Source organism: Hungatella sp. SL.1.14 (assembly GCF_024460495.1).
Taxonomy (GTDB): Bacteria; Bacillota; Clostridia; order Lachnospirales; family Lachnospiraceae; genus Hungatella; species Hungatella hathewayi.
On the sequence record NZ_JANFYJ010000009.1, the window covers coordinates 70,800 to 85,683 of the forward strand.

Below are 14,884 nucleotides of genomic sequence, written 5' to 3' on the forward strand. Positions count from 1 at the left end.
ATCTTTCGCTCCTCCTATTCCGATGTGCCGCCGTTCATGACCTTAAACTGCAGGGCACTGAACAGAGCAATTACAATCGCCAGAACCACACCCATGGCATTGGCATATCCAAACTCCTTGGTGGTCTTAAATGCAATCTCATACAGCAGGTACATTACCGTACTGGTGCTGTAATTCGGGCCGCCGGAGGTCAGAAGCTGGATCAGCGCGAAACACTGGAAACTGTTGATGGTGGTAATTACCGCCACATACAGCGTCGTCGGCATGATAGACGGCCACTTGATGTTCCAGAACACCTGGAAATTATTGGCTCCATCCACCTTGGCGGCTTCCTCCATGGAGGCGTCCACATTGCCTAACGCCGCCACGTAAAGAACGATTGGCTGGCCGATGGAGGTCGTAAACAGAATCAGAATAATACACCAGAGGGCCATGGACTCACCGGAGGTCCATGGAAGCGGCTGCCCGCCAAAGCTCCTGATGATATAGTTAAAAAGGCCGTCATACTTATCAAACATCCATTTCCATACAACAACAACCGCTACGGAACCGGTAACAACCGGCAGATAGAAAACACAGCGGAAGAAGGAGCGGATACCGGAGCGCATCTTATAAATGGCTGTTCCAACCCACAGAGAGAATGCGGTTACGACAGGAACCGATACGACCACGATAATCACGGTATTGACCGCCGATTTTAAGAAAATCTTATCCTGAAAAAGCCGGATATAGTTGGCAAATCCTACGGCAGTCCCCTTAGGATCCTGAAAACTGGCATTGGTAAAACTGGTGATCACGCCCGACGCCATCGGAAAAATAACGAACCCTACAAAGAAGATCAGCGCCGGCAGCAGAAACATGTAAGAAACGAACGTCTCTCTTCGCTGGAGCACTTTGCTGCGTGCAGGCATCTTTTCTTTTTTCTTTTTTGAATGCCCGGGTTTTTGTGTGGAAACAGTTGTATTTGCCATGTGTTTACACTTCCTCCCTAAAGATTGGCTTCCTCCCTCTGCGCTCTGCAGAAGAAGGAAGCCATGTATATGTTGCCGTTCATAATCAGTTATTTATTAATTGCTGTTTGCACTCGTATTGAACTCATCAGCAGCAGCCTGCGGATCGGTACCGTTGAATACCTGCTGAAGCATGTTGAACCACAGCGGACGCATTGCTGCAAATCCTGCACGTGTGTTGTAATATGGGCCATAGTACTGGCTCCAGGAAGCCAGCATTGCTTTATGCTCATCTCCAGGATACAGATCGCCGAAGGAAGTACGTACCGGGAATGCATTGGTCTTAACAACACTCTTCGGACCCCATTCAGGATCATCACAGATAAATTTCACAAATTTTTTCGATGCCTCAGCGCGAGCCTCATCTTTATTATCAAAGATAGCAAAACCGTTTACCAGATACTCTAAGGAAGGTTTGCCGTTCTCAGACGGGAACGGAACGGAAAGCTGCGTAAAGTCATCCGATGCATAGGTAATCTCACTGGAAGTACCAAAGCAGAATGTCATCGCTGCAGTCTCCTGCTGGAACTTCTGAAGTTCGTCAGCCGCTGCCATATCAAAGCCTGCGTCGAGAGCCTTGCTGTCATACATGCTCTTTAACAGAGTGAGGGCCTTTACACCGTTTTCGCTGATATTCCACTTGCCGTCATCGCCAACAATGGAAGCTCCGTATAAATTATTTACCAGAGCACGGGTACCCTGATCGCCGCCCTGTCCTCCGCAGTATACAATACCCGGAACCTGTGTGGGAGCTGCATCACGAAGCGCTTCACACATCTTTACGAAATTCTCGGTCGTCCATGTACGGTCGCCTTCCAGGTTTACATACTGGAGTGCATCCGCCTTTTCCAGAGCCTCTTTGTTCAGCCCCATATAGAATGGAGAAGAAGAAATCGGATACATCCAGGCAGTTCCGTCTGCACCTACGCAGGTCTCAACCAGAGACTGGCTGGTTAAATCACTCTTCAGTTCGTCTAACATGTCATCCAGAGGAACCAGATAGCCGGCTTCTCCAAACTCGATGATACGGCCTGGCGCATCGAAAAGAATATCAGGTGCTGTACCGGAAGTCAGAGCTGCCGTCAGCTTATCCGGGCCGGATGTAAAGTCGATATACTCTACCTTGACGTTAATGTCAGGATTCTTCGCAGTAAATGCGTCAACGACTTCCTGCTCATATCCGGTATCCACGCCAAATGTCGGGAATGCCCACCATACGATATTCGTGGTTTCACCCTCTGCAGTTGTCTCCGGTGCCTTCGCTGCATCTGTTGCCGCTGCTGTCGTCGTCTCTGGAGCTGCCGCTGTCTCTGCCGGTTTATTCCCGCCGCATCCTGCCAGAGTACCAACTACCATAGCCGTTGCCAAACCAAGAGATAAAATTTTCTTCATTACTACTCCTCCTTATAATAAGTCAAATTAACGCCAAAGGCATTTGGTCAATCTGTATACTTTTATCAATTTTGCGCCTTTCTCGTTTATGAATTTATTATATATCGGAATTTTCTTTTTGTCAATCTGAAATAAAAAAATTTTTCTTTTTTTATTTTTTTTAGGAATAATCTTTAGTTAGTAGAGTTTTTCAATGACCGAAGAAGAAGTCTTTTCGTTATTTTTACTGCATTTTTCGAAGTATCGCCTGTAGTATTCTGTATACATTAGATCAATCAAAAACAACTGGCTGATCTCCGCCGATGTGGAACCTCCCTGAAGGGGTCCTTCGTTGGCCCCGCACAGCAGCGTGACATCAGAAAAAGAAGTCAGAGGCGATTTGACGAATCTGGTCACGCAGATTACCGTCGCGCCTGCACGCTTGGCCAGTTCCGCCACATGGATCGTATCCTTTGTGGCTCCGGAATAGGAAAATACCACCGCCACCTCATTCTCTTTCATCATGGATGCCACCATGGCCTGCATATGAGAATCCTGAACGCAGTACACCTTCGGTTCAATGCGCAGAAACTTGTTGGCCGCCTTCATGGCCGTAAGCATACTGGCGCCCACTCCATAGAAACAGATCCGTTCCGCATCATGAAGATATCTGATTACCTTATCAAAGTTGTCCTCGTTCAGAAGCGAAAATGTCTCTTTCAGCGCGTTTACATTCGTGTTCAGCACCTTTTGAGCCATCTCCGGGAAGCTGTCCTCCTGGCTGATGTCACCATCCAGCTGCCCAAGCCCCGGCTTTCCATCGTGAAGGCTTAAGGACAGCATCATCTTAAACTCCTGATATCCTTTCAAATTCATTGTCTTGCAAAAGCGGAATACACTCGTATCGCCAACCTCACATACCTCTGCCAGATCCGTGATTGACATAAACAGTACCTCTCTCGGATTCTGCAGAATATAATCGGCTACCTTTTTCTCTGCTTTTGTAAATTGGTTGTACTCTGCCCTGATTTTTGTTAAAAAGTCTCCCTGCATGTTTGATCCCCCTTTATGTTTCCACCGGCATGAGTATAGTCAGTCGTATTTACCGCATGGACTGCCATAATCTTTGTGTAATAAAAACGGATTGCTATTACAAAAAAGCGCGGCGGAAACGGCACCGCATCATGCCGTTTCCGTCGCGCCTACGCCGCCTCTGCTAATAGCATATACCAGAGAACAGTCGTTTGTCAATTAATAAAAAAAAGTTTTTTTATTATATAATTTAAAATTTTCTTTTCAACTGACAAATTATTCCCAGCCGGTTTTCACCCCATCATCCCATACTGATAAAATTCGTTTGGAAAATTTTTCTTTTTTCTCCGGGTAATCCCAGCGGTAATGCGAACCACGGCTTTCCTTTCGCAGCAGAACCGCTTTCATCAGGCACTCCGACAGATACAGAGCCGCCGTCAGGCGGCAGGACACATCAAGTCCCGCCACGTCATCCCCTTCTCTGAATTCCTTTGCTTCACGCCTGCAAAATACTTTCAGCCGTTCCAGCTTATTTAAGGCAAGTTCCGCCCGCGCGCCATTGCGAATCACCATGGCGCACTCGAAATTCATTTCCTGAATCTGCTTCAGACAGGTACCGGCATCCGGTATAACCGAAAGCGATACGTCTGACCATTCCGGCCCCGGTCTGCTGATGCCGCTAAAGGCGGCTGCGGATTTTCCCGCAATCTCTCCGAACACCAGGCCATTGGCTGTCGATAAACCGCCCAGCCGGTCCGCACCATGCATTCCGCCCGTCGCCTCCCCGCAGGCATACAGACCGGGAACCCCTGTGCTTCCATCTGGTCCGATCTTAATTCCCCCGTTGGAAGCGTGGGCAAATATCCCCAGCTGAATGGGATCGTCGATCGTCAAATGCTTCTCCTCTTTCAGCCATTCAAAATAGGTTCTGACAAATTCCGGCTGATTCTGCTTTAAAGAATCCTGGTATGTCACCGTAACGCCCTTTGGATTCCTTAAAAATTCCGTGAACAGTCTGATGTCTACCGGTGCAGATGAAAGTCTGGACGTAAAAGGACCATGGGTGGAGCGGACGTTCATCCGCTCTTCTAAGTCTTCTTTCCGCCAGTCCTCAAAGACAGACCGCCCCGTATCCTGACGGCAGAAATTACTGTACTTGAATACCTTTTCATTGTAGATCGTCTTCGGCGCCGGCGACAGATATCCTGGCATCATCTGCATAAATTCGATATTTACCAGCTTTGCCCCGGACCGGAGGGCCAGATACTGACCGAGGCCGGTCACGTCATCCGTATTCAGCCGGTACTGAAATAGTCCTCCCAGACCTCCGGAAGCTACCACCAGACTTTTACAGGAGAACGCAGTGAGACCATTCTTTTCCGCAATCGCCACCGCGCCGGTCACCCGTCCTTCCGTCATAATAAACTGCAAAATCCGGGTACCCGGAAAGCTTCTGACTCCCAGCTTCTCCAAACGCGTCTGGAAAACCTTCCGTGCACTGTCTTTCACGATCCCGTGCCAGTCTCTGTTTTTATAATCAAAACAGGGGATGAATTCTTTCTCCCCTTTCTGTTCAGCTTCCTTCAGCTGGATTCCAAATGCTTTTAACCGCTCTGTGCCCCTGTGGATATGGCTGACCAGGACAGAGACCAGCTCCGGATCCGCCATGCCTTCACCGACTTTTAAAATCACGGATTCCAAGTCTTCTTCGTCCGCTTCACTCTCGGGCCCGACAAGCCCCAGCCCCCATGTCCCCGGATAAAAGCTGGAACCGGAGCAGATGCATGTACCGCTTGCAATACAGACATCCGCCCCCGCTTCGGCGGCTGAAATCGCAGCCATAATGCCCGCGATCCCGGCCCCCATGACAAGCACATCACATGTTATTTCGTTTTTCAGCCGCATGTTTCATATTTTCCTCTGCAAAATGGCAGGCGACGTAATGCTCACGCCCGTCAATCTCATACTTCTTAAGTTCCGGTCTCTGGTTCTTACAGATTTCCTGGCACTGGCTGCACCTTCCATGGAAATGGCAGCCCGATGGCGGATTCATCGGAGAAGGTACATCCCCCTCCAGAATTATCCTCTTTTTCTTATGATGGATATCCGCTACCGGAATCGCAGACAGAAGAGCCTGGGTATAGGGATGGATCGTATTGCGGTACAGTTCATCCGCATCGGCCAGCTCTACAATTCTTCCGAGATACATCACTGCAATTCTGTCGCTGATATACTCCACCACGCTCAAATCATGCGTGATAAAGATATAGGTCAGATTACGCTCTTCCTTCAGTTTCTTTAACAGGTTTAATACCTGAGCCTGGATCGACACATCCAGCGCACTGACCGCCTCGTCGCAGATTACCAGCTCCGGATTGATGCACAGTGCCCTGGCGATCCCGATTCGCTGTCTCTGTCCGCCTGAAAATTCATGAGGAAAGCGGTCCATATATTCCCGTCTCATATTTACAGCCTCCAGAAGATCGCCGATGATCTTTCGTCTCTCCTCTTTCGTCCTGACTCCGAATTTCTTCAGAGGATCGGACAGGGACTGATAGATTGTGAAGGAGGGATTTAAGGAGGACTGGGGATCCTGAAATACAATCTGAATCTTTTTTCTGGCCTCATCCATCTCTGAGCTGGTTAACTTCTCCAGATTGCGGGGGCCATTCTCAAATTCATAGATCATCTCCCCCTCCGTCGGCTTGTAGAGCTGAAGGATTGTTTTTCCCAGCGTCGTCTTTCCGCATCCGGACTCGCCCACCAGGCCCAGGGTCTCCCCTTTGTAAATCGTTAAGTCTATGTCATTAACGGCCTGGACGTAGTTCTGGGTCTTTCCCATAAAGCCGCCTTTCACGGGAAAATACGTTTTTAATCCTTTAATTGTAAGCAGCGCTTCTTTATTCTTTTCTTTACTCTTATCTGCCATCATTTGTCACCTCCTGATACCGTGCGCATCGTACCATGTGAGTTCCGCCAAGCTGTACCTCCTCCGGCATGCATTTATCGCATTCCGGACAGGCATAGTCGCACCGCGGCGCGAACTGGCATCCGGCCGGCCTGTTGTATGGATCCGGCGTGGAACCCTTAATCGGGTTGATGTCCTGAGCCGCGCCTCTTCCCAGAACCGGGATGGACTTTAATAACGCCCTCGTATACGGATGGGTCGGATGATCCAGCACTTCCTCCGCAGAGCCGCTTTCAATGATGTTGCCCATATACATGACGGCCACATCGTCGGCCAGTTCACAGACCACGCCCATATCATGGGTAATCAGCATAATCGCCGTGTTGTAGTTCTTCTTTAAGTGATCCATCAGCTCGAAAATCTGAGCCTGAATGGTCACGTCGAGAGCTGTGGTAGGCTCGTCGGCAATCAGAACCTTCGGATTGCAGCTCATGGCCATGGCAATCATGGCGCGCTGCCGCATACCGCCTGAGAATTCGTGAGGGTACTGGTCGATTCTCTTCTGGGGATTCGGAATTCCCATGTCGGTCAGAAGCTTTAAGGCGGTTTCCCTGGCCTCCTTCTTCGTCACATTCTTGTTGTGGGAACGGATCATCTCTTCAATCTGCCAGCCGATCGTATAGACCGGGTTCAGCGCAGTCATGGGATCCTGGAAGATCATGGCGATATCCTTTCCGCGGATATCTCTCATTTCTTTTCCATTTCTCTCCAGTTCATGGATCTTAATATCTCCCCGCTTATCCCCGCTGTGATAGATAATTTCCCCTTCCTCAATCCTGGAAAGCTTGGGAAGCAGCTGCATGATGGAAGTAGCCGTCACACTCTTGCCGCAGCCGGACTCTCCTACAATGCAGAGTGTCTTGCCGCTTTTAATGTCCATGGAAACACCATTGATCGCCCGGTTGCAGCGCTCATTCGTATAGAAATACGTCTTTAAATTTTTAACAGAAATTACTACATTATCGCTCATATCCTGCCTCCTAGCCCTGCTGTGTCGGATCTGTGGTATCTCTGATGCCGTCGCCCATGAAGTTGATGCTCATGACGAATAAGGAAACCACAATACCGGTTGGGAGCCACATCCACCAGTTATTCTGAAGGGTAAACATATCCTGAGCCGCGTTCAATATATTGCCCCAGGTCGGGACTTCCAGCGGTACGCCCAGGCCTAAGAAGCTTAACGAAGCCTCTTCCAGGATAAACATGGCTGTACTCAGTGTAACATTGACAATAATCGGGCTTAAGGCGTTCGGCAGTATATGCTTATAACAAATGATAAACGGATTGAGTCCGAACACCTTTAAGGACTGTACGTATTCCTCCTCCCGGATGGATAAAACCTGTGATCTGGCCATTCGGAAACAGGAGCCCCAGCCGCAGATGATAAAGATAATCACAATATTTTTCGCGCTCTGTCCCATAATTGCTACCAGCATCATAACGAGAATCAGCTGCGGAATAGACATGAACACTTCGGAGATACGGACCATCAGCCTGTCGAACCAGCCGCCGCGGTAGCCGCTGTAGCATCCCAGCAGAACGCCGATGAACGCACAGCCCAGGGCGCTTCCGAATCCGATCGCGATGGACATGCGGCCGCCGTATAAGACACGTGCAAATACATCCCGGCCGATCTTGTCCGTTCCAAACCAGTGCTCGCCGGACGGCGGCTTTAAAATGGATTTCATATCCACAGCCTTCGGCGAATAGCCGGTTAAAAGCGGAGCAAAGATACAGGCCAGAAGGATTATCAGAAATATCACGCCTCCCACAATGGCGAGACGGTTGTTCAATAGCTTTCGCAGCGCCCGGTTGCCGGATTTCCTGTTCTTCAGCTCCCCGGCTTCCTCCATCTGCCGGATCTGGTCAAACTTTCGGTTTAAATGTAACTGTTTTGATTTTATACTCATCTTCCGTCCCTCCTATCGTTCCAGCTTAATACGCGGGTCTAAAGCGGCAGTCAGGATGTCCACCAGCGTACTGGCAAACAGTGTCATGAAGACGAATAACAGCGCCAGCATCATGACCAGATTATAGTTCTGCGAACGAACCGCCGTATTGAATGCACTTCCGATTCCAGGCCACTGGAATACGGTCTCGATAACTACGGAACCTGCGATCAGAGTCGGAAGACGGAAGCCCACCAGGACGATAACAGGTGTTAAGGATACGCGGAAACCGTGTACCAAATTGACCCGGAATTCAGAGAGCCCCTTGCTCCGGGCCGTTTTTATGTAATCCTTGTTCATGGTATCCAGCATGCTGCTTCTGGCATACCGCATAACGCCGGCAGTCATGGAGATTCCCAGAACCAGGGCCGGCATCACGAGATACTTGATTCGCCCTGCAAAATTGACCACGGTCGGATCGGTTCGTCCTCCAACCGGAAGCCAGCCTAAGTTTAATGCGAAAATTAAGATTGCACAGACACCGAAGAAGAACTGAGGAATAGAAACGCCGATCATACCGGCTACGGTCAGAACGTTGTCGCCGATGGTTCCTTTGTAGACCGCGCCCAGAACACCGAGAATACTTCCTAATACGGTTGAGATACAAAGTGCCGCTACCGCCAGCTCGAGGGTTGCCGGAAGCCGTTCCGCCATGATCTGGATTACAGGCACTCCGCTGGAAGAACTGTAGCCGAAGTCGCCGGTCAGCAGGCGGCCCAGCCATTTAAAATAACGGATAAAAAATGGATCATCCAGTCCATACTGCGCGCGCAGCGCCGCCACCTGCTCGGCAGTCAGCCTCGCAAGCGCCTCCGGATCCATCAGGTACGACACGGGATCGCCCGGTGTTAAATCCAGAAGCCAGTAGATAATAAACGTAATGATCAACAGCATGGGAATCATACCAAGAATTTTTTTAATTGTGTATTTAGCCATTTTATCACCTTTCTTAAAAGTTAAGGGACTGTACCTGATACATACAATCCCTTAACAGCACCTCCTGAATGTGACCATTCAATGTATATGTTACTTGATTTCCCAGTTCTGAATATCCCAGTTGTAGTTAAACTGCGGGTTGCCAAGTTTCGCACCTTTTACAATCTTATCGCTCTGCAGCAGGAAGATTGGCTGATAGTAAAGCGGAAGTTCGAATAATGTTTCATTCTCATACTTCTGTAATTCGAAGAATGCCTTTCTCTGAACTTCAGCATCTACAGAAGAATTGGTAGCCGCGATGAGCTCGTCCAGCTTCGGATCACTCGGTGTATGGGAGTTGATGGAATAACCGGTCTGGTATCTGTCGTAGTACTCATGTAAGGATAATGCCGCATTGGCTGCATAGCACATATCCCAGTCAACTGCACTCGGTCCGTTAACCGGATCTTCCGGAGCTTTCCAGAGGATGGTGGCCAGATCGCCTTCCACCAGTCTTGCGTTCATCTTAATGCCTACTTCTGCAAGGTACTGCTGAATGATCGCCATAAGATCCTGTGTCATCTGATCTGTATAGTAATAAACGACATCAAGCTCTGTATTCGGATCCCAGTTTGCTTCCTTTAACAGTTCCTTTGCTTTTTCCGGATTGTAATCGTAATTGTTCAGTCCGTCCACCTTGTCTGCTCCGTCTGGTGTCAGGCTGTTTGCAGGAAGTGCAGCCCCCTCGAAAACGCCGTCTAAGATCGACTTCATGTCCAGTGCGTAAGCGATGGCCTGGCGCACTCTCTCATCGGCCAGAGGAGCTTTTTTCCCATCCTTTTTATCAAACTTGTTTAAATACAGAAGACGGGTATAACGTACGTTTACGGTGTCGATGGTCAGTCCCGGTGTTCCTTCCAGTGCCTTGACATCGGCGATGTTCTTCGTATAAGCGTAATCCAGCTTGCCTGCCTTCGCATTCGTTACGAAGTTCGCGTCGCTGTCGCCTGCACTCGGATTTAAGTGGATGGTGAAGTTTGCCGTTCCGCCGTAGTACTTGTCAAACGGCTTTAACGTGGTGTAGTTGTTCATCTGAACCTCATCCACCATGAATGGGCCGGAACCGATGGGGCTCTGGAAGTACTTGGCCTGCTGTAAGGAAATCGGATCCGTATCGGCCAGATATTTCTTAGGCAGAGGAGCAAACTGCGTAAATGTCAGCAGTGCGTCCGGTGCAACCTTCTCAAAGGTCAGCGTAATCTTGTTTCCGTCAACGGCAATTCCTTCGATGTGTTCGGCACTTCCGTCTTCATAAGCCGCCGCACCCTTTAACGCTTCAAAGGTGGAACGGAATACGGAGTTTAATACCGTTGTTTTCAGTGCATACTCGATACTCCACTGAATATCGTCGGCAGTAATCGCTTCGCCGTCATGCCAGAAAATATTATCTCTCAGTTCAAAGGCCAGCGTCATTCCGTCGTCCGACATCTCATAGGACTTGGCCAAATCGCCCTCGCCGCTTACAGGCGCCAGGTTCTCATCAGCAAAAATCAGATGTGCATAGAGAGTCTTGTTGTACATATAGGTGCCGGGATTCAGCCACGGTGTCTCAAAGAACTCCGTAGGACCGCCGTTGCTGTAAAGAACACCAGAGTCCCCTGCTGCTGCCGGCTCTGCCGGTGCGGCTGTCGTCTCTGCCTGTCCCCCCGTAGCGGCAGCTGTGGTCGAACTCGCCGGGTTACCGGATCCACACCCTGCCAGTAAAGATGCTGTCATTGCTGCTGCCAGTCCCAAAGAAAAGATTTTTTTCAATTTCATGCAATACTTCCTCCTTTTTCGAAATAAAAAGGCGTAATGGATCATTGGTCCTTCATCCGTCACGCCCTCGTTGTTGATAAACTCATTATATTACTGAAAATTTATTTTGTCAACATTGAATAGAAAAAAATTTTTTCCTTTTTATGATTTATGTATTTTTTATCCGATTTACAAATAACCCTTGCAGGCACTTGTAATATTGTATACATTTTTATTTTATTGTGTTCATTAATAAAACAATTACACCTGTGCCTCCTGATCCAATCGAATGCCTGCCAGATAAGCCGCCCCCATCAGGCCGGCACGGTTGCCAAGCTGTGCCTGACACAGCTCTGCATTGCGGAAGCTGCTCATAATCCTGGCTGCCGCCTTCTGCTTCACCTCATTTAAAATATAAGGCTGTGCCATGACGCCGCCGCCTAAAACGATGCAGGCCGGATTGAAAATATGGATAACGGTAATCAGTCCATACACAATCTCATCGATCCAGCTGTTCACAATGTCTCTCACTTTCGGATCATCCAGTCTGGCAAATATCTTTCTCCCATTGTCCAGATCCCGGTTGTAAGCCATGGCCTTCCTCACCAGCGCTGTAGTCGACGCATATTTTTCGTAACATCCGCAGAAAGGTTCTCCATACACACTGTCCTCAGGATGAATCATAATCCCGCCGAATTCTCCCGCCGAGCCATCGTTTCCGGTATAGATCTGCTTATTCATGACAATCGCTCCGCCAACTCCGGTTCCATAGGTGATGCAGAGAAAATCTTTAAATGCCCTTCCCGCTCCGAACTGGCCTTCTCCGATGGCTGCCGCGTTAACATCATTCTCCACAGCGGCAGGCACATGGAACTCTCTCTCCATAATCTCCCGAACCTTCATCCCGGTATATCCGGGAATGTTTTCATTTGCATAACGGATGCATCCTTCTGCGGAATTTACCTGTCCGGCGGTGCTGATTCCAATGGCTTCAAAATCATCGTACTGACGGAGTATCTCCACTGCGCGCTCCATTACATACCGTCCCCCATTTTTTGCATTGGTGGCATGCTCCTTCACTCCCACCATGTCCTGTCCATTCCAGATTCCAGACTTGATGGAGGTTCCTCCGATATCCAGTGCCGCAATCCTCATAACAATCTCCTCCTGATAGAAAAAGGACAAAGAAACTAACTTTTCTGGCCTCTTTGTCCGTCTTACACACCTATTCTTTACTGTATTGCCGCTACAAAATGTCTTGTAATATCTCTCGGCCTCGTGATTGCGGTACCTACGACTGCAGCCAGTACTCCGGTGTCGAGAGCCGCCTTTAACTGCTCCGGTGTCCAGATCCCGCCCTCCGCGATCACCGGCTTGCCGCAGGTCTCGACAAGACGCTTCATCAGATCAAAATCAGGGAGAACTGCTCCCTTCGTATACTCCGTGTAGCCGTTCATCGTCGTTCCGACCAGATCGAGTCCGATCTGTGCGGCATGAAGGCCTTCCTCATAACAGGAACAGTCCGCCATAAAGAGCTGATCCGGGTATTTGGCGCGTACTTCCGCGAAGAACTCGTCCAGAGTCTTCCCATCCGGCCTGATACGGTCGGTACAGTCTGTCGCAATAATATCCACTCCACACTCGACAAGTGCGTCCACCTCTTTCATGGTAGGCGTAATATAGACGTCACAGTCTCCATAAACTTTTTTAATAATTCCAATTACCGGAAGATCCACTGTCTTTTTAATTTCCACAATATCTGCCACGGTGTTGGCCCTGATGCCAACTGCGCCGCCCTCTTTCGCCGCATATGCCATTCTGGACATAATGTAGGAGCTGTGCAGCGGTTCCTCCTCTAATGCCTGACAGGATACGATCAGACCACCTCTGATTCGTTCCAGTACTGAATAATCCATATTAGATACCCCCTCTTATATTTTTTACTGATTTTGGGATTTTTAACTGTTTTAATCATAGCACGTATAAAAAATATTTTCAATACAAACATTAAATAAAAAAAAGTTTTTATTTTTATTGATTTCTGCCAGTAATGATGATATGATACACACAGATACTGTTGAATTATTATAATAATTGAAAAGGCAGGTATGTATTATGTCAAAGTATGACATCAACAAATTCAAACACGTTACTGTTGCCCTCAACACACCTTTTAATAAGAATGGTGATGTTGATTTGGAAGCGACTAAAGCCGTTGTTAACTATTTCTGCAGCAAGGGTATCAAGCAGATGTATGTCTGCGGCAGTACCGGCGAAGGCTTCCTTCTCGATTCGGAAGAAAGAAAGGCTGTGACGGAAACTGTTGTAAAGGAAGCGGCAGGACGCATGAATATCATCGTCCATGTAGGCTGTCCTGATACGAGACATTCCGCCGAACTCGCAAAGCATGCAGAGGCTGCAGGCGCCGACGCTACTTCTGCAGTTCCCTGTGTATATTACCACATGAGCGAGGAAAGTGTATACCAGCACTGGACAAAAATTACCGAGGCTGCCGATCTTCCTTTCTTCATTTATAACATCCCGCAGCTGACCGGATTCAATCTGTCCATGGGGCTGTTCGGACGCATGCTGGAGAACGAGCGTGTGGCCGGAGTGAAATGTTCCTCCGATCCGGCACAGGATATCCTGCGCTTTAAGCTGGCCGGAGGCAGGGATTTCATCGTATTTAACGGACCGGACGAGCAGTTCATCGCCGGACGTCTGATGGGAGCCGACGCCGGGATCGGAGGTACATACGGAGCCATGCCGGAATTATACTTAAAGATGGATGAACTGGTTAACCGCGGCGAATGGGAAAAGGCCAGAGAGGTTCAGAATCTCGTTACCCCGCTCATTTACCGTCTCTGTTCCTTCCCGTCCATGCATGGTGCAGTAAAAGGCATCATCTCCCTCGACGGCTGCCCGATGGGCGATCCCAGACTTCCATTCCTTCCGGTTGCCCTGGATGACCCGAAGCTGGTGGAACTCTACCGGGATATCAGAAAAGCAGTTGAGGATACAAAAGATTTATAAAAGACTTAAAAAACAGTCTGAGAGGATGTACCTGCTTGCAGGCTGCATCCTCTCTTTTATTTTAGGAGGATATCATGAAAAAACACATTGTATGCTATGGAGATTCCAATACCCACGGTTACTGTGCCGCAGATGACGGCCGTTTTAACGAGAATGAGCGCTGGCCGCGGCTTCTTGAAAAGAAGCTGGGAGACGATTATCTCGTATTCGAGGAAGGATTATCCGGCCGCACCACCTGCTTTGACGATCCGATCCACGAGGGGCTTTCCGGGCTGGATTATATTTATCCATGCCTTATGAGCCATGAACCCGTAGATTTACTGATCATCATGCTGGGAACCAACGATACCAAGGAACGATTCGGCGCATCTGCCGCCTGTATTGCGCTGGGCCTCAAACGTCTGATTGCAAAGGCCATCTCTACGACAGACTGCTGGCGTGATAAACGGCCCAATATTCTGGTGGTGGTTCCAAAAAATATCGAGAAAGAGTATGAAACTACGGCTGTAGGCGCCACCATGGGACATGGCTGTGCAGAAAAATCGGAAGGTCTTTCCAGTGAATACAAAAAGATCGCAGAGCTTATGGGCTGTCACTTCTTTGACGCCAACACTGTCGTGAAAGAAAACAATAAAATCGATTATATGCACTTGACAAAAGAAGGGCATGAGGCGCTGGCCTCGGCTCTGGCCAGTCTGGTGAGAAAATATTAAGGGAATTTTCACATATTTTTCCACTCCTTTGCCTGGGGATTATGGTATACTAAAGAAAAATGTTCCCGGGGTGTGTTTGAACGCAGCTTCCGCTCA

The 14,884-nt window shown here is 48.8% G+C and carries 13 protein-coding genes; 2 read left to right on the top strand and 11 right to left on the bottom strand.

Translation table 11 applies throughout. The features are described from left to right. Positions 1-14: 14 nt before the first annotated feature. From NE473_RS11610 to NE473_RS11660, 11 genes are all read right to left on the bottom strand, one after another. Complete coding sequence (locus NE473_RS11610; RefSeq protein WP_006771889.1) at positions 15-971, bottom strand: carbohydrate ABC transporter permease; 957 nt, start codon at positions 969-971, stop codon at positions 15-17. Positions 972-1,067: 96 nt separating this feature from the next. Next, the gene (locus NE473_RS11615; protein WP_006771890.1) at positions 1,068-2,402 is read right to left on the bottom strand and encodes an ABC transporter substrate-binding protein; all 1,335 of its coding nucleotides are present in this window, start codon (positions 2,400-2,402) and stop codon (positions 1,068-1,070) included. 177 nt (positions 2,403-2,579) lie between these two features. Continuing rightward, positions 2,580-3,434: a MurR/RpiR family transcriptional regulator gene (locus NE473_RS11620; protein ID WP_055650439.1), complete on the bottom strand. Its 855-nt coding sequence runs from the start codon at positions 3,432-3,434 to the stop codon at positions 2,580-2,582. A gap of 255 nt (positions 3,435-3,689) precedes the next feature. Further along, positions 3,690-5,318 (bottom strand): FAD-binding protein, encoded by a 1,629-nt coding sequence (locus NE473_RS11625; protein ID WP_055650438.1) that lies wholly within the window; start codon positions 5,316-5,318, stop codon positions 3,690-3,692. Then, the gene (locus NE473_RS11630) at positions 5,290-6,342 is read right to left on the bottom strand and encodes an ABC transporter ATP-binding protein (protein WP_055650471.1); all 1,053 of its coding nucleotides are present in this window, start codon (positions 6,340-6,342) and stop codon (positions 5,290-5,292) included. Before NE473_RS11630 ends, NE473_RS11625 begins: the two co-directional genes overlap by 29 nt. Continuing rightward, on the bottom strand, positions 6,332-7,351 hold the full coding sequence (locus NE473_RS11635; RefSeq protein WP_006771896.1) for an ABC transporter ATP-binding protein: 1,020 nt from the start codon (positions 7,349-7,351) through the stop codon (positions 6,332-6,334). Before NE473_RS11635 ends, NE473_RS11630 begins: the two co-directional genes overlap by 11 nt. A 10-nt stretch (positions 7,352-7,361) precedes the next feature. Continuing rightward, positions 7,362-8,291: an ABC transporter permease gene (locus NE473_RS11640; RefSeq protein ID WP_006771897.1), complete on the bottom strand. Its 930-nt coding sequence runs from the start codon at positions 8,289-8,291 to the stop codon at positions 7,362-7,364. Between the two features lie 12 nt (positions 8,292-8,303). Next, the gene (locus NE473_RS11645; protein WP_006771898.1) at positions 8,304-9,266 is read right to left on the bottom strand and encodes an ABC transporter permease; all 963 of its coding nucleotides are present in this window, start codon (positions 9,264-9,266) and stop codon (positions 8,304-8,306) included. Between the two features lie 90 nt (positions 9,267-9,356). After that, positions 9,357-11,063 (bottom strand): ABC transporter substrate-binding protein, encoded by a 1,707-nt coding sequence (locus NE473_RS11650; protein WP_055650437.1) that lies wholly within the window; start codon positions 11,061-11,063, stop codon positions 9,357-9,359. Positions 11,064-11,303: 240 nt separating this feature from the next. Then, entirely contained in the window at positions 11,304-12,197 is an 894-nt protein-coding gene (locus tag NE473_RS11655; protein WP_022031097.1) for an ROK family protein, read from the bottom strand. A 77-nt stretch (positions 12,198-12,274) separates the two neighbouring features. Continuing rightward, on the bottom strand, positions 12,275-12,958 hold the full coding sequence (locus NE473_RS11660; RefSeq protein WP_055650436.1) for an N-acetylmannosamine-6-phosphate 2-epimerase: 684 nt from the start codon (positions 12,956-12,958) through the stop codon (positions 12,275-12,277). 199 nt (positions 12,959-13,157) lie between these two features. Between NE473_RS11660 and NE473_RS11665 the strand changes: the two genes are divergently transcribed. Together NE473_RS11665 and NE473_RS11670 are read left to right on the top strand one after the other, a co-directional pair. Continuing rightward, positions 13,158-14,075, top strand: coding sequence for a dihydrodipicolinate synthase family protein (locus tag NE473_RS11665; protein WP_055650435.1), 918 nt, complete (start codon positions 13,158-13,160; stop codon positions 14,073-14,075). Positions 14,076-14,149: 74 nt separating this feature from the next. Beyond that, the gene (locus tag NE473_RS11670; protein ID WP_172682267.1) at positions 14,150-14,788 is read left to right on the top strand and encodes an SGNH/GDSL hydrolase family protein; all 639 of its coding nucleotides are present in this window, start codon (positions 14,150-14,152) and stop codon (positions 14,786-14,788) included. Positions 14,789-14,884: the final 96 nt, after the last annotated feature.